A 24,289-nucleotide genomic window follows, 5' to 3' on the forward strand; every position below is an offset into this window, starting at 1 on the left:
GCTGGCCGGCGTTGGGCCGCCACTAGGCTGACGGTCATGACGGGCAGGGTGGCAGCGGTGAACCTCGGCATCGTGACCGAGGCTGGGTGGGCCGGCGACGCGAGCGGTCGCAGCGGCATCGACAAGCGGCCGGTCGACGGCCCGGTGTCGTTGCTCACCGGCGGCCTGGCGGGCGACTTCATCGGCGAGCGGGCCCATCACGGTGGTCCTGACCAGGCGGTCTACGCCTATGCGGAGGAGGACGCCGCCTGGTGGGTGGCCGAACTGGGCCGCGCCATAACGCCCGGCGGCTTCGGCGAGAACCTGACCACCTACGCGGTCGACGTGACGGGTGCGGTGATCGGCGAGCAGTGGCAGGTCGGCTCCGCCCTGCTCCAGGTCACCAAGCCGCGCACGCCCTGCACCACCTTCGCCGGGTTCTGGGGCGTACCGGATCTGATCAAGCGGTTCACCGTCCGCGCATCGCCCGGAGCCTATCTGCGGGTGTTGCGTGAAGGGGAGGTCGGCGCCGGCGACCCGGTCGAGGTGGTGGACCGGCCGGCGCACGGGGTGACCATCGGCGAGGTGTTCCGGGCGACCAGCCTGGAGCCGGAGTTGTTGCCTCGGTTGCTCGACGCCGAGGACCTGCCCGAGCCGATCCGGGAGAAGGCCCGACGACGCCTCGCCTCCCGGGGCTGACCGGCCGCGACGGCATCCGCCCGCGATGCCGTGACGGCGGCCGGGGAGCACCCACGGGCCGGCCACGGTAATCGGCCCGGAAGAACCCCGATGGCGGGCCCGACGGCGGACTTGCCCGTAATGTCCCCACCGAGGGCGTGCAGCGGGGACCGGGTGGAGCGCGATGTCGATGGCAACGGAGGGCGGTGCCGCGGCGGCGTCACCCACCGACCCGGACTCCAAGCGTCCGGCGTTCCAGGAACTCTTCTTCGACCTCGTCTACGTCTTCGCGCTGGTCACCCTGGCGACCACGCTGGCCGACAACCTGACCTGGACCGGCGCCGCCAGGACGCTGGTGCTGCTGCTCGCGTTCACGATGATCTGGGCGCTGACCGTGTGGGGGGCGGACAGCATCGACCTGGCCCGCCCGTCCGGGCAGGCGCAGCTCATCTGGGTGGCGGCGGCCAGCCTGCTGTTGGCCGCGGTCGCGGCCGATGCGTACGGCGACCACGCGCTGCTCTTCGCGATCACGTACGTGCTCATCCACGCCAGCGCATCCGTCTACTACGCGTTTGTCGCCTCGGCCAAGACCCTGCTTCCCCGCGCCATCCGGATCCAGATCTGGGAGGCCGTCGCGGGCGTCGGCTGGATCGGTGGGGCGCTCGTCGGCGGTTCGGCCCAGTTGGCGATCTGGGTGCTCGCGATCGTCGTCGAGTATTGCGCAGCCGTGTTCGGCTGGCCGGTACCCGGGATCGGCCGCTCACGAGCGCGCGACTGGCGGCTGGCCGGCGGGCGGGTGGCCGAGCGTTATCGGCAGTTCGTCATCATCGCGCTCGGCGTCTCGCTCTTCGTGACCGGAACCACCTTCAGCATGAGCGAGTACACGATGGAAAGGGCCTGGGCGCTGGTGGTGGTGTTCGGCACCGTGGTGCTGATGTGGCGGATCTACATCTACCGCGCCGGTGAGCTGCTGACCGACGCGATCGCCCGATCGTCCAACCCGGCGCTGCTCACCCAGTCCGCCGCGGTCACCCATCTGATCATGGTGGCCGGAATCGTCGGCGCGGCGGTCACCAGTCACCTCGTTGTGGACCGCCCGTGGGGCGAGACCCCGCCCTCGTGGGCCGCCGTCATCCTCGGTGGCCCCGCGTTGTACCTGGTCGGCCGAGGCGTCCTCGACTTCACCGTGTTCGGGCGGATCTCCCGGTCCCGGTCGGCCGGGCTGGTGCTGCTGGCGTGCGTGGCGCCGGCCACGCCCCTGCTACCGCCGGTGCTGGTCGCCCTGCTCGCCATGACGGTGCTGCTCCTGATCGCCGTGGCGAACCTGGTGAGCACCCGGCAACACGCGCGGACACCGGCGCCACCGATGCTGCGGTGACGCCTCCGGGGCGGCCACTTATTGCGGGGACGCGGCGACCCCGACCAGTCCGCCACGCGCGGCCAGCCCCTCACCGACCAGAGTGAGCAGCAGGACCAGGTTCGCTGCCACCAGAACGGTCAGGGGCGAGAACATGACGCTGGTGGGCGCCAGCGCGGTGCACAGCGCCGCGATCGCCAGCACCACGAGCGACAGCACCCGGGACCAGAGGATCCGGCCGGTCACCACGGCGTCGAACAGGACGCTGCCGAGCAGGAACAGGGCCGGTCCGCCGAGGGTGGCGATCATCAGCTCGACCGGGACGTGGCCGGACGGCCGGTCGATGATTATCGAGGTGCTGGTCGAGATCAACACCACCCCGGCGACCATGACCAGGTGGCTGTACGAGGTGGAGGTGCCGGAGCGGACCCGTTCCACCGTTGCGACGCTCGGTGGCGCCAGGATCCGCTGGACCCGCTGGAAGTAGAGCTGGAACAGCAGGACCGCGCTGACGAACGCGACCGCAGCGGTGGCCACCGCGCCGGCCGTGAATCCGCTGCCGGCCAGCCCCGTCCCGGTGCTCAGGATCAACTCGCCCAGCGCGACGATGAAGATCGCCCGGTGCCGCTCGGAGAGATGCGCCCCGGTGAAGATCTGGCTGGCAAGCTCGGTACGCCCCAGCCTCGGCGTCGGCCAGCCGATCCGGGCCGAACCGAGGTCGACCGCCACCGCGAGCGACCAGAGCACCAGTCGGGCCGTCCCGTCCACGAACACCCCGGCCACCCAGGGCGTCACGGTGACGCCGAACCAGAAGAACACCCGGATGCTCCTGGCCTGGATCGGACGGTTCACTCGGGTGCCGGGGATCAGGACGGCGTCCCGGACCAGGTGAATGCCGAAGTACGCCGCGACGAAGAGCCACCCGTACCGACCGAACGCGAACGGGGTCGCGATCGCCATCAGCAAGGTGCCGAGCATGACCAGCAGAGTGGTCGCCTGGATGATCGGCAGGCGGGGGTTGAACAGGTCGGTGAGCCACGCGGTCAGCACCCAGACCCACCAGGCGGCCAGCAGCAGGACGACGGTCTGTGCCGCGCCTCGCACGGTGAGGTCCTCGGCCAGGCTGGCAGCGAGCCGGGAGAACATGAAGATGTAGACCAGGTCGAAGAAGAGTTCCAGGAAGGTCGGGTATTCCGGCTCGCCGCGGCGGCGGAGGATCCGGGGGAGCGGAGCGGACGTCACTGCGCTGCCTCCTGTGCCACCCACGCCCTGGCGGGGGCGCCGCGCCCTGACCTGCGCACCCGCCACGCTACCGACAGTGCGGTCGCCGGTGGTCCGGAACGGGCCCGGCTCGAGCGGTCGGGTCCGCAGACGTGGAACGGCCCCCTGTCATCGCTCGGCGGTGACAGGGGGCCGTTCTACGAGCAGGGGATCAGCGAAGCCAGGGGATGTTGCGGTCGAGCAGACCGCGCTCCTTGAGCTCCTTGCGCAGCGGGATCTCGTCGTCGACGTACCCGTCCCAGTTGATGCCCCAGTAGTTGGCGGTGTGGGTGCCCTCACCGATCAGCTGGCGCTGCACGGGGGTGCGGTTGCGGTACCACTCGCCGTTCACGTCGGGGTGCAGCTCGTCCAGCGGACGGATCCACCGGTAGGTGTAGCCGACGAAGAGCATCTTGCGGGTGATGTTCGACAGGTTCGTCGACCGCGAGTGCCACTGCCGGCGGTCGAAGATGAAGGCGTCGCCCGGGTTGGCGGTGATCTCCACCGTGCCCTCCGGGTCGGGGTTCTGCACGGTGAGGTCCGCCGGCCGGGGCAGCGAGTTCTTCAGGTGGCTGCCCGGGATGACCTTGGTGGCACCGCGGCCGGTCTCGGAGAGGTCCGACAGGACGTACGCGACCTTCAGCGAGAACATCGGCCGGGGCAGGTTCGGGTCCATCGTCTCCGGGTCGGAGTTCTGCCGGTACCCGTCCTGGTGCCAACCCCAGTACGGCTTCTCCGGCTCGGCGGCCGGCGGGGTGACGTCCAGGTGGTTGTGGTGGGTGTAGATGTTCCAGCCGGCCAGCCCCCACATGTACGGGAAGGCGATCGGGTGGGTCAGCAGCTCACCGAAGAGCTCGTCGCGCTCCAGGAAGCCCAGCAGGTGCAGGGTGCCGTCCTTCTTGGTGGTGCCCTTCGCCTGCTCCTCCGCGTAGACGCGGTCGACCGCCGCCTCCAGCGCCGCCCGGTGGTCCTCCGTCAGGACGTTGCGCAGCAGGAGGAAGCCCTGCTCGTGGAACTCCTTGCGGTCAGTGTCGCTGATCGGTTCGTAACCGGTCCGGTCGCCGTAATCGAACACCGCGTCGTACCCCTCCCCATGAGGTGAAACCTTTTCTGGCACAGGCCGCCGATCGTAACGCGGTGGCCCACGCCTCGGGGAGGGTGTGGTGTGTGATTGGACGGCAGCGGGACCCGGCGCAGCGACAGAAACGCACAGAGTGAGATCTGAGTGATCAATAGCGCGATTTGACGCACATTGCCGGATTGTGCGGTGACTGCCGGTTAAGAGATCCGGGTCGGTCAACCCTCGTTGAACACCTCGGCCACCACCTGGCCGTCCGGGCTCTGCTGGCCGTTCACCCGGCCCCACGAGCCGTCGCGGGCGGTCCACTCCAGGTCGCCGAAGCGGACCCGCTTGACCCCGTGGTCCTGGGCGTGCGACACCAGCCAGTGCGCGTACCGCCAGCCGTCGCGTTGGTCGCCCGGAGTCACCGCCAACCCGGTCGGGTTGGTCGGGTCGGTGCCCTTCAACCCCCAGTCCAGCACCAGGTTGCGGGTCAGTTGTGCGGCCGCCGCCGCGCCGTGCATCGCCGGGGTACGCCCGACGGTGCAGGCGACCGCGCCGGTCGCGTCGCCCATCAGGGCCCGGCTGAGCACCTCGGAGTCGTCGGCCCACTTCTGGTACGCCTCGGGGAACGCCGAGCGCTGCACCCGCTGGGCGGCATCGGTGACGCGCATCTTCTCCCAGCCGCGCACCTTCTTGAGGGCCGCGTAGAACCGGTTGGCCGCGTACCGCGGGTCGCGGATCTGCGCCGGGGTGCCCCAACCCTGGCTCGGCCGCTGCTGGAACAGGCCGACCGAGTCGCGGTCGCCGTCGGCGAGGTTGCGCAGCCCGGACTCCTGGTACGCGGTGGCGAGCGCGACCACCACGGCCCGCTCGGGCATTCCGCGCTTCGCGCCGATCGCCGCGATGGTCGCCGCGTTGGCCATCTGGTCGGCGTCCAGCGCGACCCGTCCGTCGGCGTGCACGGTGCACTTCCGTGCCAGCAGGGGCAACGTGAGGTTGTCGCCTACCTGCCGTACGACGAGCCAGATCGCGATCACGGCGACGAGGATGAGCACCACTCCACCCGCCACGGCTGTCCGAGTTCGCACCCACACCCCCAGATCGACAGTCTGACAAGCGTACGTCCCCGCAGACCCTCTCCGGGTCGTCCGAGCGGTTCGGGCCCAGCCGGGTCGACTCCGACCGGTTCGGGGCCGGCTCCGCTGTCGCGTACCGGTTGGCGACCTTCCCGCTCCGGTCGCGATCTCACCTGCCGCGTCGTTGCGTCACCCGTCCCGGTGCAGGGCTGTCGTGCGCATCACCGGGTAAGCGATTTCGGGAAGCGATTGACCGGTCAAGGACTTAACTCAGTTGACATGTCAATCCGACCTGCCACCCCATAGCTGGGCGCGCTGGTCACCGGACGAGGAGGAGTCCCATGGGAACGCTGGACGGCAAGGTCGTGCTGATCACCGGTACCGGCGGTGGCCTGGGCCGGGTCGCTGCGCTGACCTTCGCACGCGAGGGCGCGAAGGTCGTCGGGGCCGACCTCCAGGTCGCCGGCAACGACGAGACGGTCGAACTCGTCCGCAGCGCCGGCGGCGAGATGACCGGCATCGCGCCGGTCGACCTCACCGACCCCGAGCAGGTACGCAAGCTCGTCGACGATGCTGCCGCCGCCTACGGCGGGCTCGACGTGGTCTACAACAACGCCGCCGCGCTCCGCTTCGGCCCGATGCCCGACTTCTCCGTGGAGGACTGGCGCTACACCATCACCGGAGAACTCGACATTCCGTACTTCGTGTCGAAGTTCGCCTGGCCGCACCTGGTCCGGCGCGGCGGCGGTGTCATCATCAGCGCCGCCTCGATGGCCGGGCTGATCGGTGGTCACGTCCCGCCGATGGTCGGTCACACCGCCGCGAACGCCGGCATCATCGGCATGACGCGACAGCTCGCGCTCGAAGGCGCGCCCCACGGGATCCGCGCGGTGGCCGTCAGCCCCGGGCCCACCCTCACCCCGGCCAGCGAACGCGACCTCGGTGACGACCAGGAGGCGCGGGACGCCATCACCGCCAAGACGCTCCTCAAGCGCTTCGCGCGCCCCGAGGAGGTCGTCGAGCTGGTGGTCTTCCTCGCGTCCGACCGTGCGTCGTACATCACCGGGGCGAACTACCCGGTCGACGGCGGCGCGACCGCCTGGTGACCCGGCAGGACATCGGGGGGCCGCCGAACGACGGCGGCCCCGAGGTCACCCGTGACCTGCCGACCGGCGACCTCCGGTCCTACCCGGCATGATCAGCGGAACCACCGTCCAGAGCGGCCACCCATCGAGTCAACCGCTTGTCCCGGAACGCGGTGACCCCCTCGCGCCCCTCGTCGGACAGGAAGTAGCCGGTCGAGACGGCGGACAGCCGGGCCAGGTCGGCGCGCAACTCGGCGGTGCCCGGTCGGCGCAGCAGCTCCTTCGCGCCGGCCAGCGCACCGGGCGCGCCGCGTACCAGCGAGTCGCAGTAGCCCCGTACCGCGTCGTCCAGCCCGTCCGCCGGGACCGAGGCCGTGACCAGGCCGATCTCGGCGGCCCGACGACCGTCGAAGGTGTCCCCGGTCAGGTACAGCTCGGCGGCGGCGCGGGGGTGCAGCCGGGGCAGCACGGTCGCCGAGATCACCGCGGGGATCACCCCGATGCGTACCTCGGTGAACGCGAAGGTCGCCTCGTCGGCGCAGACCGCCAGGTCGGCGGCGGCGATCAGGCCCAGCCCACCGGCCCGCGCCGGCCCGCCGACCCGGGCCAGCACCGGCTTCGGGCACTCCCAGAGCGCCGCCAGCACATCGCCCAGCATCCCGGCCGGCACCGTCCCGCTGGCGTACGCCGCGGCGGTCTCCTTCAGGTCCGCGCCCGAGCAGAAGACCGGGCCGGTGTGGTCGAGCACGATCACTCGGACCGCCTCGTCGGTGACCGCGTCCGCCAGCCCGGCCAGCAGCTGGGTCATGAGGCCGGTGGAAAGCGCGTTGCGGTTGTGCGGGCTGTCCAGGGTGAGGGTGGTCACCCCACGGGCCGTGGCGACCCGCACGAGGACGTCGGGAGAGGTCATGCCGGGCACACTAGTGGCCATGCCCGGCGTCCTTCCAGATGGTGAGACCGTCCCCGTCGACGGATCGTTGCCCGCCACCGCCACCGCGGCGGTCGGCGCGCGCGGCTTCGGCGTGTACGTGCACGTGCCGTTCTGCGCCAGCCGCTGCGGTTACTGCGACTTCAACACCTACACGGCCTCCGAACTGGGCGGCGGCGCCAGCCGCGAGGGGTACGCCGACACCGTCCTGGCCGAGCTGACCCTCGCCGCCCGGGTGCTCGGCGACACCCCGCCGCCCCGGGTCGACACCGTCTTCGTCGGCGGCGGCACGCCCACCCTGCTCCCCGCCGACGACCTGGCCCGCATCCTCGACGGCATCGACCGCACCTGGGGGCTGGCCGCCGACGCCGAGGTGACCACCGAGGCCAACCCCGAGTCGGTCACCCCGGAATCGTTGAAGCTGCTGCGGGCGGCCGGCTACACCCGGATCTCGTTGGGCATGCAGTCCGCCTCCCCGGGAGTGCTGGCGATCCTGGACCGCAAACACAGCGCCGGCCGGGCCACCGCCGCCGCCCTGGAGGCCCGCGACGCCGGGTTCGAGCACGTCAACCTGGACCTGATCTACGGCACCCCGGGGGAGCGGGCCGAGGACTTCGCCGCCTCGCTGGAGCAGGTCGTCGCCGCCGGGGTGGACCACGTCAGCGCGTACGCCCTGATCGTCGAGGACGGCACCCGGCTCGCCGCCCGAATGCGGCGCGGCGAGCTGGCGTACCCCAGCGACGACGTGGCCGCGGACCGCTACCTGGCCGCGGAGGCCGCGCTCGACGCGGCCGGGCTCTCCTGGTACGAGGTCTCCAACTGGGCCCGCACCGAGGAGGCCCGCTGCCGGCACAACCTGCTCTACTGGACCGGCGCGGACTGGTGGGGGCTGGGGCCGGGGGCGCACAGCCACGTCGGCGGGGTCCGCTGGTGGAACGTGAAACACCCCTCGGCGTACGCCCAGCGGTTGGCCGCCGGCGCGTCTCCCGGCCTGGCCCGGGAGGTGCTCACCGTCGACGAGGCGCACATGGAGGACGTGATGCTGCGGCTGCGGCTGGCCAGTGGCCTCCCGCTGGCGGTGCTCGACGCCACCGGCCGGGCCGGCGCCGAGCGGGCCCTGGCCGGCGGTCTACTGGCCGCCGACGAGTACGCCGCCGGCCGGGCGGTGCTCACCCTGCGTGGACGGCTGCTGGCCGACGCCGTCGTCCGCGACCTGCTGCCCTGAGTGGCCCGCTCGCCCCGGAACCGGGCAGCGGTGTTCCGGACCGGCCGGGGGAGCGGCCGGCCCGGTTCACTTGATGAAGTTGGCCGTCATCGGGTAGCGGTACGGGGTGCCCTCGTTGGCCTTCATGCCGGCGATGATCCCGAACAGGATCTGGATCACCACGACGGCGATGCTGGGCAGGAAGAGCAGGCACCAGCTCACGAAGAGCAGCACGAACGCGATGATCGACCAGAGGATCTGGAAGTTCAGGGCGGCGAGGGCGTGTGCCCGGACGGTCGGCGACTGCTGGCCGCGGGCCAGGTAGGCGATCAGCGGGGCGACGAAGCCCAGCGGGCCGAAGCTGACCAGCGCGCCGACGGCGCCGCCGAAGTGCGCGACCAGCGCCCAGGTCTTGTCCTCGTTGTTGGTGTAGCCGCCGCCGGGGCCGCCGTAGGCACCACCGGCCGGGTAACCGCCGGGTGGGGGGAAGCCCCCGGGCGGGGGATAGTCGCCTGCCGGAGGGTAGCCGCCTGACGGCGGTTGGTCACCGGTGGGCGGCGGATAGCCACCGGCCGGGGGATAGCCGGCCGGGCCGGGTGCCCCGGACAGTGGTGCGGTGGGCGGCTCGGCCGACGAGGACGGCCCCGGCGAGGTGGGCTCCGGCGGGTAGTTGCCGGGATCGCCCGATCCGGGAGGGCGGGGAGGTTCAGTCATGGATGTCACGGTAGGGGCCGGTGGCAACGCCGCACCAGAGCGACACCGCCTGGCAGTGCGGGCCGATCGGCCCAGCAAGGTGGCGCGGGCCGCACCGACGGGTGGCCGTTGATCATCGCGTCGGCGGGCCCGCCGACGTAGACTGGCACTCGTTACAGTCGAGTGCCAGGACGGCCCGGCCGGCTCACAGCGCCGGCGGCCGACGTGCGACAGGAGGTGCGGAGGATGGGTCTCGACGACCGGAAGCTCGCCGTGCTCCGCGCCATCGTCGAAGACTACGTCTCCACCCAGGAGCCGGTCGGCAGCAAGGCGCTGGTCGAGCGGCACCAGCTCGGGGTCTCCCCGGCCACGGTCCGCAACGACATGGCCGTGCTGGAGGAGGAGGGCTACATCCGGCAGCCGCACACCAGTGCCGGCCGGGTGCCCACCGACCGCGGCTACCGCCTCTTCGTCGACCGGTTGTCCCGGGTCAAGCCGCTCAGCCCGGCCGAGCGCCGGGCCATCGAGCGCTTCCTGGTCGGCGCGGTCGACCTCGACGACGTGGTGCACCGCACGGTGCGGTTGCTCGCCCAGCTGACCCGGCAGGTCGCCGTCGTGCAGTACCCGAGCCTGGCCCGCTCCTCGGTGCGGCACCTGGAGCTGGTGCCGATCTCCACCACCCGGCTGATGCTCGTCATGATCGCCGATACCGGGCGGGTGGAGCAGCGACTCGTCGAGCTGCCCGGGCCGGTGCCCGCCGACGACGTCACCGACCTGCGCCGACTGATCAACGAGAAGCTCGCCAACGCCCGGCTGTCCGAGACGCCGCCGCTGGTGCAGGCGCTGGTCGAGGAAGCGCCGACCGGGCTGCGTCCGACCATGACCACGCTCGCCACCGTCCTGCTGGAGACGCTGGTCGAGCGGCATGAGGAGCGGATCGCGCTCGCCGGCACCGCGAACCTCACCCGGGGCGGCCTGCTCGATTTCCAGGGCTCCCTGCGGCCGATCCTCGAAGCCCTGGAGGAGGAGGTCGTGCTGCTCAAGCTCATCGGTGAGACCGAGCCGAGCACGACCCGGGTGCTGATCGGCGACGAGAACGAGTTCGACAACCTGCGCGCCGCCTCGGTGGTCAGCACCGGGTACGGCCCGGGCACCACCATCGTGGGCGGCCTGGGGGTGCTGGGGCCCACCCGGATGGACTACCCCGGCAACATCGCCACGGTGCGCGCCGTGGCACGCTACGTGGGCGAGTTGCTGGCCCAGAACTGATTGGTCAGGGCCGATGCGGCCGGCTGCGGCCGCCGACCGGCGCAACGCGAGACGAACATGAGGACACGGAACGCAGTGGCCAGGGACTACTACGGCATCCTCGGTGTGAGCCGGGAAGCCTCCGATGACGAGATCAAGCGCGCCTACCGCAAGCTGGCGCGCCAGTTCCACCCGGACGTCAATCCGGACCCGGAGGCTCAGGAGAAGTTCAAGGACATCAACGCCGCGTACGAGGTCCTCTCGGACGACCGGAAGCGGCAGATCGTCGACCTGGGTGGCGACCCGCTCGCCCCGGGTGGCGGCGGCGCCGGCGGCCCGGGTGGCCCTGGAGGCGCCGGCCCGTTCGTCGGCTTCCAGGACATCATGGACGCGTTCTTCGGGGGTGCGGGCGGTGGCGCCCGTGGCCCACGGCCGCGTACCCGCCCGGGCGCCGACGCGATCCTGCGGCTCGAACTCGACCTGCACGAGACGGCGTTCGGCGTCGAGGCCCCGATCACCGTCGACACCGCGGTGCTCTGCACCACCTGCTCGGGCGCCGGCACGGCCGCCGGCACGCACCTGGCGACCTGCGAGGCGTGCGGCGGTCGGGGCGAGGTGCAGTCGGTGCAGCGCACCTTCCTCGGCCAGGTGGTCTCCGCCCGGCCGTGCACCGTGTGCCAGGGCTACGGCACCACCATCCCGCACCCCTGCCCCACCTGCGCCGGCGACGGCCGGGTGCGGACCCGCCGCTCGCTGACCGTCAAGATCCCGGCCGGCGTCGAGGACGGCATGCGGATCCGGCTGGCCCAGCAGGGCGAGGTGGGCCCCGGTGGCGGCACCGCCGGTGACCTCTACGTGGAGATCCACGAGCGCCCGCACGACGTGTACTCCCGCAAGGGCGACGACCTGCACTGTCGGGTCACCGTGCCGATGACGGCGGCCGCGCTGGGCACCCGGCTGACCATCAAGACGCTGGACAGCGAGGAGACCGTCGACGTCAAGGCCGGCACCCAGCCGGCCAGCACGCTGCGACTGCGCGCCCGGGGCGTGCCGCACCTGCGCGGCACCGGCCGAGGCGACCTTTACGTGCACCTCGACGTGCGGACGCCGACCAAGCTCGACCCGGACCAGGAAAAGATGCTGCGCGACTTCGCCAAGACCCGCGGTGAGGAGGTCGCCGAGCTGTCCAAGCAGGGCGGCTTCTTCTCCCGGATGCGCGACGCGTTCAACGGGCACGCCTGAGGTGTCCGCACCGCTGTTCCTGGTCGAGGCGCTGCCCACCGGCGACGCGCTGACCCTGGACGGCCCGGAGGGGCACCACGCCGCCACCGTGCAGCGGCTGCGCGTCGGCGAGGAGCTGCTGCTCGCCGACGGCAGGGGTGGCACGGCCGCCGCCGTGGTCACGGCCGTCGGCCGGGGCACCCTGGAGGTCAGCGTCACCTCCCGGGGGTACGCGGACGCGCCCGTACCCCGGCTGGTGACCGTGCAGGGCATCGCCAAGGGTGACCGGGGTGAGCTGGCCGTGCAGGCGATGACCGAGGTCGGGGTGGACGAGATCGTGCCCTGGGCGGCATCGCGTTCGGTGACCCAGTGGCGCGGCGACCGGGGCGTACGCGCCCGGGAGAAGTGGGTGGCCACCGCCCGGGAGGCGGCGAAGCAGGCCCGCCGGCCATGGCTGCCGGTGGTGGCCGGCGCGCCGGACGAGTCCACCGCCACGGTGGCCCGCCGGATCGCCGGTGCCGCCGCCGGGTTCGTGCTGCACGAGGAGGCCGAGGACCGGCTCACCACCGCAGAGCTGCCCTCCGTCGGCGAGATCGTGCTGGTGGTCGGCCCGGAGGGTGGCATCGCCCCGGCCGAGCTGACCGCCTTCGCCGAGGCCGGCGGGCGACCCGTACGCCTCGGGCCGGCCGTGCTGCGCACCTCCACCGCCGGGGTGGCCGCCCTCAGCGTGCTCGCCACCCGCCTCGGCCGCTGGTGACCCGTCGGCGGCTGGCTCGTTCAGGGCCGAGGGAAGACCGGCACCACCTCTTCCTCCGGCCCTAGGTCCAACCCGGCCGGCCCGATGATCTGCGGGTCCGGGATGCCGACCACCTCGGGGTCCCTGCCGGTGTAGTCGAAGCGGTGCAGCACGTGCCGCATCGCCTCGAGGCGGGCCCGCTTCTTGTCGTTGCTCTTCACCACCGTCCACGGCGCGTCGGCCGTGTCGGTCCAGAAGAACATCGCCTCCTTTGCCTCGGTGTACTCGTCCCACCGGTCGAGCGAGGCGATGTCCATCGGGGACAGCTTCCACTGCCGGACCGGGTCCACCTGGCGGATCGCGAACCGGGTGCGCTGCTCGTTCTGCGAGACGGAGAACCAGAACTTGACCAGCCGGATGCCGGAGCGCACCAGCATCCGTTCCAGCTCCGGGGCCTGCCGCAGGAACTCCAGGTACTCCTTGCGGCTACAGAAGCCCATCACCCGCTCCACGCCGGCCCGGTTGTACCAGGAACGGTCGAACAGCACGATCTCACCGGCCGCCGGCAGGTGCGCCAGCCACCGCTGGAAGTACCACTGGGTGGCTTCCCGCTCGTCCGGCTTGGCGAGTGCCACCACCGACGCGCCACGCGGGTTGAGGTGCTCCATGAAGCGTTTGATGGTGCCGCCCTTGCCGGCCGCGTCGCGGCCCTCGAAGAGGATCACCAAACGCTCGCCGGATTCCTTGATCCAGTCCTGGAGTTTCAGCAGCTCGATCTGGAGCAGCCGCTTGTCGCGGTCGTAGTCGTCGCGGTCCAGCCGCTCGTCGTACGGGAAGTCCTCGCGCCAGGTGTCGACGGGGGTGCCGTCGGGGCGGAGCAGGACAGGGTCGTCGTCGTGGCCATCGGCCACCCGGTAGTCGGCGGTGAGGTCCAGCAGCGCGGAGTCGGCCATGTCGGAGGGACTTACCCGCCCGCGAAGCGCCAACCACCTCCCCGGCCGGGTGATCTGCCGGCCGCGTCGGCCTCAGCTGCGCAGGTAGGAGGCGCCGTTGAGGTCGACAATCGTGCCGGAGGCCCACTCGGCCTGCGGCGAGGCCAGCCAGTGCACGGCGGCGGCGATCTCCTCCGGCTGACCCACCCGGTCGAACGGGCTCTGCGCCCGAATGGCCGCGCCCCGCTCGCCGCGCAGGTGCTCGGTGGTCATGTCGGTCGCCACGAAACCCGGCGCGACGGTGGCGACCGTGATGCCGTACGGCGCGAGCGCCACGGCGAGGGACTGGCCCAGCGCGTTCAGTCCCGCCTTGCTGGCGCCGTACGCCGGCTGGTCCGGCTCGCCGCGGAACGCGCCACGGGACGACACGTTGACGATCCGCCCGCCGCGTTCGCGCATGTGCTGGGCGGCGCACCAGGTGACGTTGCCGGCACCGGTCAGGTTGGTCTCCAGCACCTGCCGCCAGCGCTTCTGCCACTCCTCGTACGAGGCGCCGAAGATCGGGTGCGGGTCGTCCCGGTCGCCGTACGTCCCGGCGTTGTTGACCAGCACGTCCAACCCGCCGAGCAGCTCGGCGGCCCGGTCGACCATGACCCGGACCGCGTCCGGATCGGTGAGGTCGGCGCGGACCACCACGTGCCCGGCGCCGGGCAGCTGCGCGCACAGCTGCTCGGCCGCGTCGGCGGAGTCGCGGTGGTGGATGGCCACCCGGTCGCCGCCGGCCGCGAACGCCTTCGCCACCGCGCGGCCGATACCGCGCGAGGCCCCGGTCACGAGTACCGCCCGATCCGTCATGCCGGCCATCCTGCCTCAGCCGCACCTTCCCGGCGAACAAGCCGGCGGCGCATGCTGCGCCGGAGCGCCCTCGGCCCGTTAGTCCTTACACTGCCCCGATGGGATCCGACTGCCTGTTCTGCCGCATCGTCGCCGGGGAGATCCCGGCCACCGTGGTCCGGGAGACCGACACCACGCTCGCCTTCCGCGACATCGACCCGAAGGCGCCGGTGCACGTCCTGGTCATTCCGAAGGAGCACTACGCCGACGTCGCCACCCTCGCCCAGGGTGATCCGGCGCTGGCCGCCGACGTGCTGGCGACGTCCGCCGCCGTGGCCGAGGACGAGGGCCTGCTCGGCGACGGTTTCCGGCTGATGTTCAACACCGGCGCGTACGGCGGGCAGGAGGTCTTCCACGCGCACGCGCACCTGCTCGGTGGTGCGCCGCTCGGCCCGATGCTCGCCCGGAACCTGGCGTGAGCGAGCGCAGCGAGCGAACCAGCAGGCTCAGTAGCGCGGCGCTGCGCGCCGGCGCGCAGCGAGGCGGAGCGGCGGCGTGAGCGAGCGCGGCCCCGAGCCCGACGGTCGCGGCGATGAGCACCTGAGCCGGTTGGTGCGACGGGTGCAGGCCGAAGCCCGGGTGCCGGCGGTGTCGGCGGCGCTGCACCGGGCCGACCGACCGCTCTGGAGCTGCACCGTCGGCGAGACCGGCACCGACAGCCCGCTGGGGCCGGGCACCCAGTTCCGGATCGGCTCGGTCACCAAGACGTTCACCGCGGTGCTGGTCCTCCAGTGCCGCGACGACGGGCTGCTCGACCTGGACGACCCGGTGGGCCGGCACCTGGACCTCCCGGCGCACGGCGAGCTGACCATACGCCGGTTGCTGTCGCACACCGGTGGTCTGCAACGCGAGCCGTTCGGCGACGTCTGGGACAGCCTGCGCGCGCCGGACGCCGACCAACTGGTCGCGGAGCTGGACCGGGCCGAGCGGGTGCTGCCGACCGGCCGTCGGTTCCACTACTCCAACCTGGGTTTGGCCGTACTCGGCGAACTCGTCGCCCGGCTTCGGGGCGGGAGCTGGGCGCAGGCGCTCACCGAGCGGATCCTGACGCCGCTGGGGCTGACCGACACCACAGTGACCCCGCGGCCGACGGCGGCCACCGGGTTCCTGGTCGACGCGTACTCCGACGAGGCGCACCCGGAACCGCCGACCGACTTCGGCGCGGTTGGCCCGGCCGCCCAGCTCTGGAGCACCGCCACCGACATGGCCCGCTGGGCGGCGTTCCTGGCCGATCCGGCCGCGCTGGACCCGGCCGGCGCGGTCCTCGCCCCGACCACCCTGGACGAGATGCGCTGGCCGTTGACCACCACCGACGAGACGCTCTGGGGCGCGGGCTTCGGGCTCGGGCTGATCCTGATCCCGCAGGGGGAGCGGGTGATGCACGTGGGGCACGACGGGGCGATGCCCGGTTTCCTCGCCGGGGTGTACGGCCGGCGCGGAGGTGACGGCACGGCCGGAGCGATGGGCGCCGCGGTGCTCGGCTCGTCCGGCACGGCGACCGAACTGTTCGATCTGCCGCACCGGCTGCTCGCCGCGGCGGTCGAGTACGACCCGGCCGAGATCGAGCCCTGGCGGCCCGGCGCACCCGCGCCGGCCGCCCTGCGGGGTGCGCTCGGCCGCTGGTGGGGCGAGGGCTCCGAGTACGTCTTCTCCTGGCACGACGGCACCCTGCGGGCGCGCGGGGTCGGTGACCCGGCCGGACGTCCGCCGGCGATCTTCACCCCGCTGGCGGACCAGCCGGACGTGTTCCGCACGGTCTCCGGTCGGGAAGCCGGTGAACTGCTGCGGCTGACCCGGGACGAGGCGGGCGCGGTGGTCCGGATGCACTGGGCGACGTATCGGTTCACCCGACACCAGGAGACCTTCGACCGGTACGACTTCCGGGCCGGGAGTTGATCGCGGCCAGCGGAAATGGGCGCGATGCGGCCCGCGTTGAACCGATACGATGGGTGTAACGTCCGCACGCCAGGCCAGCAGGCCGGCGCCGAGATCGAGAGCAGGTGCGCAGGGCCCTTCGGCCCAACCTATGACCGGCACCCCACCTCCCGGCCCGCCCCGGGTGCAGACCAGGATCACCGTGCCCGACCCGAAGATCATGGTCAATCTGCTCGGCGCAGGCGACGAGATCCTCAGACTCGTCGAACGCTCGGTCAACAGTGACGTGCACGTCCGCGGCAACGAGATCACCATCACCGGTGACCCTGCGGACAATGCTCTCGCCGAGCGGGTCTTCAGCGAGCTCCTCGAACTCATCGAGAAAGGCGAGACCCTGACCACTGACGCCGTCCGGCGTACCGTCGGCATGCTCGAGCAGGGCAGCGCCGAGCGGCCCGCCGAGGTCCTGACACTCAACATCCTCTCCCGGCGCGGGCGCACCATCCGCCCCAAGACGCTCGGGCAGAAGAAGTACGTCGACGCGATCGACACCCACACCATCGTCTTCGGCATCGGCCCGGCCGGCACCGGAAAGACCTACCTGGCGATGGCGAAGGCCGTCCAGGCGTTGCAGGCCAAGCAGGTCAACCGGATCATCCTCACCCGGCCGGCGGTCGAGGCGGGCGAGCGACTGGGCTTCCTGCCCGGCACGCTCAACGAGAAGATCGACCCGTACCTGCGCCCGCTCTACGACGCGCTGCACGACATGCTCGACCCGGAGACGATCCCGAAGCTGATGGCGGCCGGCACGATCGAGGTCGCCCCCCTCGCCTACATGCGGGGTCGGACGCTCAACGACGCGTTCATCATCCTGGACGAGGCGCAGAACACGACGCCCGAGCAGATGAAGATGTTCCTCACCCGACTCGGCTTCAACTCCAAGATCGTCGTGACCGGTGACATCACCCAGGTGGACCTTCCCGGCGGGACGAGCAGCGGCCTGCGGGTGGTCCGGGAGATCCTGGAAAACGTCGATGACGTGCACTTCTCCCAGTTGTCCAGCTCCGACGTGGTCCGCCACCAGTTGGTCGGGGAGATCGTCGACGCGTACGCCCGCTGGGACGCCGAGCGGGAGAACCAGCAGGCGCAGGGCGTTCACGCCGTGCCTGGGCGACCCGCCCAGGGCGGCCGGGCCGCCCGCCGCCGCTAAAGCAGAGGAAAGCAGTTGTCCATCGAGATCGCCAACGAGTCCGGTGTCGACGTCGACACCGACGCCGTGCTCGCCGTCGCCCGGCACGCCCTCGACGAGATGGGGGTCAACCCCCTCGCCGAGCTGTCCGTGCTGCTGGTCGACATCGACTACATGACCGAGCTGAACCACCGCTGGATGGGTGGCGACGGCCCGACCGACGTGCTCGCCTTCCCCATGGACGAGGGCAGCGTCGACCACGGCCCGGGCGAGTCCGCACCGGCCGGCGGCGAGCCCGCCCTGCTCGGCGACATCGTGCTCTGCCCGGAGGTGGCGGCCAAGCAGGCGGCGACCGCCGGGCACGCGCCCGCCGACGAGCTGCACCTGCTCACCGTGCACGGGGTGCTGCATCTGCTCGGCTACGACCACGCCGAGCCGGAGGAGGAGCGGGAGATGTTCGCACTCCAGGCTCGACTGCTGGCGAGCTGGCGGTCGACCCGCACCCAGTGATGTCCACTTCTCCGTTACTGGCGGCCGGCGCCACCGCCGGCCTCCCCGACCTCCAGCTGATCGTCTTCGCGGCCGGCCTGGTGGTGTTGGCCGGCCTGATCGCGATGACCGAGGCGGCCCTCGCCGCGGTCTCACCGGCCCGAGCCGCCGAGCTCGCCCGCGACGGGGTGCGCGGCGCCCGCACCCTCCAGGTCGTGGCCGGCGACGTCGTCCGGCACCTCAACCTGCTCCTGCTGTTGCGGCTGCTCGCCGAGCTGACCGCGACCACGCTGGTGGCGCTCGTGGCGGTGGACAGCTTCGGCGCCGGTTGGCGGGCCGCGCTGGTGACCGCCGGCGCGATGACAGTGGTCAGCTTCGTGGTGGTGGGCGTCGCCCCGCGCACCATCGGCCGGCAGCACGCCTACGCCGTGGGTCGTGCGGTGGCGCCGCTGGTCCGCTGGCTGGGCCGGGCGCTCAACCCGCTCGCGTCGTTGCTGATCCTGATCGGCAACGCGGTCACCCCGGGGCGTGGCTTCCGGGAGGGCCCGTTCGCCACCCAGGTGGAGCTGCGGGAGCTGGTCGACCTGGCCGAGCAGCGCGGTGTGGTCGAGCACGGCGAACGCCAGATGATCCACTCCGTCTTCGCGCTCGGCGACACCATCGCCCGCGAGGTGATGGTGCCGCGTACGGAGATGGTGTGGATCGAGGAGGGCAAGACGCTCGCGCAGGCGCTGGTGCTCTTCCTGCGGTCCGGTTTCTCCCGCATTCCGGTGATCGGCGAGAGCGTCGACGACGTGCTGGGTGTGCTCTACCTCAAGGACCTGATCCGGCGCTCCCGCGGCGGAGACCCGAGGGCCGAGCAGTTGCCGGTGGCCGAGCTGATGCGCCCGGCGACCTTCGTACCGGAGTCCAAGCCGGTCGACGACCTGCTGTCCGAGATGCAGGCGGCCCGCAATCACCTGGTCATCGTGGTCGACGAGTACGGCGGCACCGGTGGTCTGGTCACCATCGAGGACATCCTGGAGGAGATCGTCGGTGAGATCACCGACGAGTACGATGTCGAGCGCCCGCCCGTCGAACGTCTGGCGGACTCCTCGGTGCGGGTGACCGCTCGCCTGCCGGTGGAGAATCTCGGCGAGATGTTCGACACCGACCTGCCCACCGACGAGGTGGAGACGGTCGGCGGCCTGCTCGCCCAGTCGCTGGGGCGGGTGCCGATCCCGGGTGCCGAGGCCGAGGTCGCCGGTCTCCGCCTGGTCGCCGAGGGCACCACCGGCCGACGCAACCGGATCGACACCGTCCTGGTCAGCCGGGTGGAGTCGGGCCACGAGCAGGACACCGCGGGGCGCGGCGAGCACGCCGGCCCCGGGGACGACACGGACAACTATCGAGACGACGAGAGGCAACCCGCCGATGCCTGACACACCCGCCGCGCCTGCCGCCCGGCCCACCCCCACCGCGTCGGGCGCGCTGAGCGCCGAGGACGGCAAGCTCGTCGTCCTGGCCCGGGGAGCCCGCGCGCGGGTCGGCGCCGTGGAGGGCGCCGCCGTCCGCGACCAGGACGGCCGGACGTACGCGGCGGCCAGTGTCGCGCTGCCGTCGCTGACGCTCACCGCGTTGCAGTTGGCGGTCGCTTCGGCGGTGGCGGCCGGGGCGAGTCGGCTGGAGGCAGCGGTGGTGGTGACCGAGGCGTCGACGCTGGACGGCGCCGGGCACTCGGCGGTGCGGGATCTGGCGGCGGACGCACCGGTCCACGTGGCAGCCCCGGACGGCACGGTCCTCGGCACGGTGACCGAGTGAGCCCGGTGCAGGATCCGGAGGCACGACCGTACCGGGCCGGGTTCGGCTGTTTCGTCGGTCGTCCCAACGCCGGCAAGTCCACGCTGACCAACGCCATCGTCGGCACCAAGATCGCCATCACCTCGAACAAGCCGCAGACCACCCGGCACGTCATCCGGGCGGTGCTGCACCGGCCGGAGTCGCAGCTGGTCCTCGTCGACACGCCGGGCCTGCACCGTCCTCGTACGCTGCTCGGCGAACGTCTCAACGACCTGGTCCGGTCCACCTGGACCGAGGTCGACGTGATCGGCCTGTGCATCCCCGCCGACGAGCCGGTCGGGCGCGGTGACCGGTTCATCACCGGCGAGCTGGCCGGGTTGAAGGCGACCGTGCTGGCGGTGGTCACCAAGACCGACCTGGTGGACAAGCGTCGCCTGGCGGAGCAGCTGCTGGCGGTCAGCAAGATGGGGGAGTTCGCCGAGATCGTGCCGGTGAGCGCAGTCTCCGGGCACCAGGTGGACACCCTCGTCGACGTGATGACCAGTTACCTGCCGCCGTCGCCGCAGCTCTACCCGGACGACATGCTCACCGACGATCCCGAGCAGGTGCTGGTCGCCGAGCTGATCCGGGAGGCCGCCCTGGAGGGGGTCCGCGACGAGCTGCCGCACTCCATCGCCGTGGTGGTGGAGGAGATGATCCCCGAGGGTCAGGTCATGAAGATCTACGCCGACCTGTACGTGGAGCGGCCCAGCCAGAAGGCCATCGTGCTCGGGCACAAGGCGAGTCGGCTCAAGGAGGTCGGCACCAACGCCCGCAAGCAGATCGAGGAACTGCTGGGCGGCCGGGTCTACCTCGACCTGCACGTGCGGGTCGCGAAGGATTGGCAGCGCGACCCGAGGCAACTGCGCAAGCTGGGCTTCTGACCCACCTCGTCGGCGGTGCCCGACCGGCGGCGTGATGCGCCTTCGGTCTGGCGGCGCAGGATGTTCACGTTGGGTTGAGGTCGCTGTCGTTTGGTGCGTGCGCGACGTGGCTGTTCCGGCGGGCCCCGCTGCCGACCCTGCTCGCCCTCGCCGTGGGCGGCGGCGCCTGGATCGTCGGGCATCCTGGCCCGCGCGGGTACGACCTGAACGACAACCCGCTGGGCAACGCCCTCTGGTCGGCCGCGTTCATCCTGATCGTGCTGGGCCGGGCGCCGGGCGGGGTGGCCTGGCTGAGCCGGAGCCGACCGGTCGACCGGGCGGTGACCGTGCTCAACCGGCGGGCGCTCACCGCCTACCTCTGGCACATGCCGTTCGTGGTGGCGCTCACTCCGCTGGTCGACGTGGTGGGCTGGTCTCACCAGGACCCGGTGGGCCTGGCCATCCGGGTGCTGCTGGTCTTCGCCCTGGTCGGGCTGGTCACCCTGGCCGTCGGCTGGGTCGAGGACGTCGCCGCCCGCCGCCGCCCGGAGCTGATCCCCGGTGGCTCGGTCCGGGCCGCCGACCCGGCCGACCGACCCGACACCGAGCGTGGCGACACCGAGCGGAGCAATCATCCCGACGAGGAGCCGTTCGGGGCGCTCGGGCGGGTGGTGCCACCGCAGCGGGCTGCGGCGGCACGGAGCGACGTCAGCGCTGGCTGATCGCGACGTCGCCGCTGCCGGCCGAGCCGTCAAGCACGTCGGTCGCGGCCGGGTCGTGCGTGACGGTGATCCGCGCGTCGCCGGAACCGGTGCTGGAGCGCACCTGGTACCTGCCCGCCGGTACGAGCATCGTGACATCGCCGCTGGAGGCGTGCGCCCGGGCCGAGGCGGGCTTGTCCAGCTCGATGGTGACGTTTCCGGAGCCGGCTTCGGCGTCCGCCGCGCCAGCGAGGCGACGCGCCGTGATGTCCCCTGAGCCCGCGCGCAGGCGGATCGCGCCGCTGGCCTCGCTCACCTCGATGTTCCCGGATCCGGTCTCCACCCCGACCGCGCCGGAGGCGCCGTTGATCCGAACGTCACCGGACCCCAGCCGCAGATCCACCGCGCCGACGCGGCTCAACTCGACGTCGCCGGAACCGGACTCGCCCTGAAGGGTCACGCCCTCCGGCACGGCCACCTCGTAGGAGACGCTGCACCGGTCACCGCAGTCCGTGTCCAGCACCAACTCGCTGCCCTTGATCTCGTACCGGGCCTCCGGCTCGCCACCCTGGTAGCGCACCACCCGCTTGATCCGCGCCTCGGCGGCCTTTCCGGTGCCGCGGACGATCACGTCACCGGCGCCCGGCAACACCCGGATGGTGGTGATCTTCACCGCCTCGGTGTCGTCGTAGTCGAGCCGGCGCATGGCCAGGTTGTCGCACCCGGCGAGCACGATGAGGGTGGTGGCGAGCCCGAGCGCGACGGGAGCGGCGACGCGACGACGGCGCGGGGTGGTGGTCAGCTGTAGTGCCATGACCAGCACGCTACGACCGGGCACGAGTCGGCCGCATCGGGGTTCATCCGCGCTTGCACCCCGAACCAACCCTGATTTCACACCCCGAGGGAGAATGGCCCGATGGCCGGGTATCGCCGACAGCTCTACCGCGACGACGCGGTGGTGCTGCGTGTGCAGAAGCTCGGCGAGTCCGACCGGATCATCACCCTGCTCACCCGCCGGCACGGCCGGCTGCGCGCGGTGGCTCGGGGGATCCGCCGCACCACCAGCAAGTTCGGGGCCCGGCTGGAGCCGTTCGGCCACGTCGACCTCCAGCTCGCCGGTGACCCGAAGGGCAACCACGGCAGCTCACTGCACACCGTCAGCCAGGTCGAGGGCATCGACCTGTACGGCAAACGGTTCCTGGGTGACTATCCGCGCTACACGGCGGCCAGCGCGATCGCCGAGACCGCCGAGCGGCTGACCCCGGTGGAGCGGGAGCCGTCGCTGCGGCTGTTCCAGCTCACCATCGGCGCGCTGAAGGCGCTGTCCCGGGGCGAGCACGCCACCACCCTGGTGCTCGACGCGTACCTGCTGCGCGGAATGTCCCTGGCCGGCTGGGCGCCGGCGCTGGTCGCCTGCGCGGTCTGCGGCACGCCCGGGCGGCACCGGGCGTTCTCGGTACCGGCCGGCGGCGCGGTCTGCCCGGATTGTCGGCCACCCGGGGCGGCCCATCCCGCGCCGGCCACCATCGATCTGATGTCCGCGCTGACCACCGGCGACTGGATGATCGCCGACGCCACCGACACCGCCGTACGTCGGGAGTGCAGTGGGCTGGTCGCGGCTCACCTGCAGTGGCACCTGGAACGCGCGCTACGCTCGCTGCCGCTGGTCGACCGGGGTTCCTCGGCGGCCGGCGCGGCCTCACCGCCGGAAGGCACCGGGGCCGTGGTGCTCCGGCCACGCGGCGACGTCGAGGCCGGGGCGGACGGCGCGAACAGGGAGTGACCGAGTGATCCGATCGAAGAAGGCCGGCCGGCGCGAGCCGACGCCACCGGTGCCACACCCGTCCGGGGCCCGACCCCCGGCGCTGCCCACCGAGGCGGTGCCGAAGCACGTGGCGGTGGTGATGGACGGCAACGGCCGCTGGGCCAAGGACCGCGGGCTGCCCCGCACGAAGGGGCACGAGGCGGGGGAGCACAGCCTCTTCGACACCATCGAGGGTGCCATCGAGATGGGCATCCCGTACCTGTCGGCGTACGCGTTCTCCACCGAGAACTGGCGGCGCTCGCCGGACGAGGTCCGGTTCCTGATGGGGTTCAACCGGGACGTGATCCGTCGCCGCCGTGACCAGCTGGTCGACCTGGGCGTACGGGTGGTGTGGTCGGGCCGGCCCGGTCGGCTGTGGAAGAGCGTCATCTCCGAGTTGCAGACGGCCGAGGAGATGTCCCGCGACAACTCCACGCTGACCCTGCAGTTCTGCGTCAACTACGGCGGGCAGGCCGAGATCGGTGACGCCGCCGCCGCGATCGCGCGGGACGTGGCTGCCGGCCGGCTGGATCCGGCGAAGGTCACCGAGAAGACCGTGGCGAAGTACCTCTACCACCCGGAGATCCCGGAGGTGGACCTGTTCCTGCGCCCCTCCGGGGAGGAACGGATCTCCAACTTCCTGCTCTGGCAGACCGCGTACGCCGAGTTGGTCTTCCTGGACACGCTCTGGCCCGACTTCGACCGCCGCCACCTCTGGTACGCGTGCGAGCTGTACGCCCAGCGGGACCGACGCTTCGGCGGCGCGCTGCCCAACCCGGTCGCCCCGGTTATCTGAGCCGACGCGCTTACCCGCACGTCACTCTGGGTATCAGAGTCGTCAGAAGCCACTGACGGAGGTGAACCCACATGATCCAGAAGCGCATTGCCCAGTGGGCGGTGATGGCGATCGCGGTGCCGCTGGCCGCCGCCGGTGCCCGCCGGCTCAGCCACACCCTGGAGGCCCGGCGTGGTCCCTCCGGGGCGACCCGGTTGCTGACCAAGGGCGCGGACCTGATCCGTCCGCAGAAGGCCAAGCGCCGCCGCTTCTTCTGACCAACCCCCAGTTGTCCCGGCGCCGCCTCGCACACAACGTGCGGGGCGGTGCCGCCGTCTCACCCCCGCCAACCCCGCCTCACTCGGTTGATCAAGGAGTTGTGGTGGCCGGTTCGGCCGCTTGCGCGACTTTCGTTCACCAC

General features: G+C 71.9%; 25 protein-coding genes and 1 pseudogene. 18 read left to right on the top strand and 8 right to left on the bottom strand.

The annotated features are described in order from the left end of the window. Positions 1 to 36 precede the first annotated feature (36 nt). Both AC5L30_RS29340 and AC5L30_RS29345 read left to right on the top strand, forming a co-directional pair. Positions 37 to 678 carry an MOSC domain-containing protein gene (locus AC5L30_RS29340; protein ID WP_494871210.1) on the top strand — a complete coding sequence of 214 codons (642 nt, stop codon included), beginning with the start codon at positions 37 to 39 and terminating at the stop codon, positions 676 to 678. Between the two features lie 163 nt (positions 679 to 841). Further along, positions 842 to 2,035, top strand: coding sequence for a low temperature requirement protein A (locus AC5L30_RS29345; RefSeq protein ID WP_494871211.1), 1,194 nt, complete (start codon positions 842 to 844; stop codon positions 2,033 to 2,035). 18 nt (positions 2,036 to 2,053) lie between these two features. On the opposite strand, the gene AC5L30_RS29350 is transcribed toward AC5L30_RS29345, so the two are convergent. The 3 genes from AC5L30_RS29350 to AC5L30_RS29360 form a co-directional block, all read right to left on the bottom strand. Next, the gene (locus tag AC5L30_RS29350; RefSeq protein WP_494871213.1) at positions 2,054 to 3,256 is read right to left on the bottom strand and encodes a low temperature requirement protein A; all 1,203 of its coding nucleotides are present in this window, start codon (positions 3,254 to 3,256) and stop codon (positions 2,054 to 2,056) included. 190 nt (positions 3,257 to 3,446) lie between these two features. Then, a complete protein-coding gene (locus tag AC5L30_RS29355) occupies positions 3,447 to 4,349 on the bottom strand; it encodes a phytanoyl-CoA dioxygenase family protein (protein ID WP_494871214.1) in 903 nt (300 codons plus the stop codon). A gap of 221 nt (positions 4,350 to 4,570) precedes the next feature. Next, complete coding sequence (locus tag AC5L30_RS29360) at positions 4,571 to 5,431, bottom strand: hypothetical protein (RefSeq protein WP_494871215.1); 861 nt, start codon at positions 5,429 to 5,431, stop codon at positions 4,571 to 4,573. 323 nt (positions 5,432 to 5,754) lie between these two features. On the opposite strand from AC5L30_RS29360, the gene AC5L30_RS29365 reads away from it, so the two are divergent. Continuing rightward, positions 5,755 to 6,519 carry an SDR family NAD(P)-dependent oxidoreductase gene (locus tag AC5L30_RS29365; RefSeq protein ID WP_494871216.1) on the top strand — a complete coding sequence of 255 codons (765 nt, stop codon included), beginning with the start codon at positions 5,755 to 5,757 and terminating at the stop codon, positions 6,517 to 6,519. Positions 6,520 to 6,598: 79 nt separating this feature from the next. On the opposite strand, the gene AC5L30_RS29370 is transcribed toward AC5L30_RS29365, so the two are convergent. Then, the gene (locus AC5L30_RS29370) at positions 6,599 to 7,408 is read right to left on the bottom strand and encodes an enoyl-CoA hydratase-related protein (protein WP_494871217.1); all 810 of its coding nucleotides are present in this window, start codon (positions 7,406 to 7,408) and stop codon (positions 6,599 to 6,601) included. A gap of 19 nt (positions 7,409 to 7,427) precedes the next feature. Here AC5L30_RS29370 and hemW point away from each other — a divergent pair, with 19 nt between their 5' ends. Continuing rightward, complete coding sequence (gene hemW, locus AC5L30_RS29375; RefSeq protein ID WP_494871259.1) at positions 7,428 to 8,651, top strand: radical SAM family heme chaperone HemW; 1,224 nt, start codon at positions 7,428 to 7,430, stop codon at positions 8,649 to 8,651. A 66-nt stretch (positions 8,652 to 8,717) separates the two neighbouring features. Here hemW and AC5L30_RS29380 read toward each other — a convergent pair whose 3' ends face one another. Further along, on the bottom strand, positions 8,718 to 9,344 hold the full coding sequence (locus tag AC5L30_RS29380) for a DUF4870 domain-containing protein (RefSeq protein WP_494871218.1): 627 nt from the start codon (positions 9,342 to 9,344) through the stop codon (positions 8,718 to 8,720). A gap of 225 nt (positions 9,345 to 9,569) precedes the next feature. Between AC5L30_RS29380 and hrcA the strand changes: the two genes are divergently transcribed. From hrcA to AC5L30_RS29395, 3 genes are all read left to right on the top strand, one after another. Further along, entirely contained in the window at positions 9,570 to 10,592 is a 1,023-nt protein-coding gene (hrcA, locus tag AC5L30_RS29385; RefSeq protein WP_091409786.1) for a heat-inducible transcriptional repressor HrcA, read from the top strand. Positions 10,593 to 10,667: 75 nt separating this feature from the next. Then, positions 10,668 to 11,813 (top strand): molecular chaperone DnaJ, encoded by a 1,146-nt coding sequence (gene dnaJ, locus AC5L30_RS29390; protein WP_181518639.1) that lies wholly within the window; start codon positions 10,668 to 10,670, stop codon positions 11,811 to 11,813. 1 nt (position 11,814) lies between these two features. After that, positions 11,815 to 12,549: a 16S rRNA (uracil(1498)-N(3))-methyltransferase gene (locus tag AC5L30_RS29395; RefSeq protein WP_494871219.1), complete on the top strand. Its 735-nt coding sequence runs from the start codon at positions 11,815 to 11,817 to the stop codon at positions 12,547 to 12,549. Between the two features lie 20 nt (positions 12,550 to 12,569). On the opposite strand, the gene ppk2 is transcribed toward AC5L30_RS29395, so the two are convergent. Both ppk2 and AC5L30_RS29405 read right to left on the bottom strand, forming a co-directional pair. Beyond that, positions 12,570 to 13,481: a polyphosphate kinase 2 gene (gene ppk2, locus AC5L30_RS29400; RefSeq protein ID WP_494871220.1), complete on the bottom strand. Its 912-nt coding sequence runs from the start codon at positions 13,479 to 13,481 to the stop codon at positions 12,570 to 12,572. A gap of 72 nt (positions 13,482 to 13,553) precedes the next feature. Beyond that, the gene (locus tag AC5L30_RS29405; RefSeq protein ID WP_494871221.1) at positions 13,554 to 14,315 is read right to left on the bottom strand and encodes an SDR family NAD(P)-dependent oxidoreductase; all 762 of its coding nucleotides are present in this window, start codon (positions 14,313 to 14,315) and stop codon (positions 13,554 to 13,556) included. A gap of 98 nt (positions 14,316 to 14,413) precedes the next feature. Between AC5L30_RS29405 and AC5L30_RS29410 the strand changes: the two genes are divergently transcribed. From AC5L30_RS29410 to AC5L30_RS29445, 8 genes and pseudogenes are all read left to right on the top strand, one after another. Next, a complete protein-coding gene (locus tag AC5L30_RS29410) occupies positions 14,414 to 14,773 on the top strand; it encodes a histidine triad nucleotide-binding protein (protein ID WP_196919275.1) in 360 nt (119 codons plus the stop codon). A gap of 76 nt (positions 14,774 to 14,849) precedes the next feature. Then, on the top strand, positions 14,850 to 16,250 hold the full coding sequence (locus AC5L30_RS29415; RefSeq protein ID WP_494871222.1) for a serine hydrolase domain-containing protein: 1,401 nt from the start codon (positions 14,850 to 14,852) through the stop codon (positions 16,248 to 16,250). Between the two features lie 130 nt (positions 16,251 to 16,380). Then, on the top strand, positions 16,381 to 17,439 hold the full coding sequence (locus tag AC5L30_RS29420; RefSeq protein ID WP_494871223.1) for a PhoH family protein: 1,059 nt from the start codon (positions 16,381 to 16,383) through the stop codon (positions 17,437 to 17,439). Positions 17,440 to 17,454: 15 nt separating this feature from the next. Then, positions 17,455 to 17,928, top strand: coding sequence for an rRNA maturation RNase YbeY (gene ybeY, locus AC5L30_RS29425; RefSeq protein ID WP_030491788.1), 474 nt, complete (start codon positions 17,455 to 17,457; stop codon positions 17,926 to 17,928). Continuing rightward, the gene (locus tag AC5L30_RS29430) at positions 17,904 to 19,328 is read left to right on the top strand and encodes a hemolysin family protein (protein WP_494871261.1); all 1,425 of its coding nucleotides are present in this window, start codon (positions 17,904 to 17,906) and stop codon (positions 19,326 to 19,328) included. The genes ybeY and AC5L30_RS29430 overlap by 25 nt, the downstream gene beginning before the upstream one ends. Beyond that, the gene (locus AC5L30_RS29435) at positions 19,321 to 19,707 is read left to right on the top strand and encodes a cytidine deaminase-like protein (protein ID WP_494871224.1); all 387 of its coding nucleotides are present in this window, start codon (positions 19,321 to 19,323) and stop codon (positions 19,705 to 19,707) included. The genes AC5L30_RS29430 and AC5L30_RS29435 overlap by 8 nt, the downstream gene beginning before the upstream one ends. A gap of 5 nt (positions 19,708 to 19,712) precedes the next feature. Beyond that, on the top strand, positions 19,713 to 20,609 hold the full coding sequence (gene era, locus AC5L30_RS29440; protein WP_494871262.1) for a GTPase Era: 897 nt from the start codon (positions 19,713 to 19,715) through the stop codon (positions 20,607 to 20,609). A 110-nt stretch (positions 20,610 to 20,719) separates the two neighbouring features. Continuing rightward, positions 20,720 to 21,310, top strand: a pseudogene (locus AC5L30_RS29445) (acyltransferase family protein); the annotation flags it as partial. Here the strand turns inward: AC5L30_RS29445 and AC5L30_RS29450 are convergent. Then, entirely contained in the window at positions 21,297 to 22,103 is an 807-nt protein-coding gene (locus AC5L30_RS29450) for a DUF4097 family beta strand repeat-containing protein (protein ID WP_494871225.1), read from the bottom strand. The pseudogene AC5L30_RS29445 and the gene AC5L30_RS29450 overlap by 14 nt on opposite strands. A gap of 102 nt (positions 22,104 to 22,205) precedes the next feature. On the opposite strand from AC5L30_RS29450, the gene recO reads away from it, so the two are divergent. From recO to AC5L30_RS29465, 3 genes are all read left to right on the top strand, one after another. Beyond that, positions 22,206 to 23,072 carry a DNA repair protein RecO gene (gene recO, locus AC5L30_RS29455; protein WP_494871227.1) on the top strand — a complete coding sequence of 289 codons (867 nt, stop codon included), beginning with the start codon at positions 22,206 to 22,208 and terminating at the stop codon, positions 23,070 to 23,072. Between the two features lie 4 nt (positions 23,073 to 23,076). Continuing rightward, a complete protein-coding gene (locus AC5L30_RS29460) occupies positions 23,077 to 23,889 on the top strand; it encodes an isoprenyl transferase (RefSeq protein WP_091409745.1) in 813 nt (270 codons plus the stop codon). Between the two features lie 71 nt (positions 23,890 to 23,960). Continuing rightward, positions 23,961 to 24,146, top strand: coding sequence for a hypothetical protein (locus tag AC5L30_RS29465; RefSeq protein ID WP_030336441.1), 186 nt, complete (start codon positions 23,961 to 23,963; stop codon positions 24,144 to 24,146). The last annotated feature ends 143 nt before the right edge of the window (positions 24,147 to 24,289 follow it).

Source organism: Micromonospora sp. BQ32 (assembly GCF_059358895.1).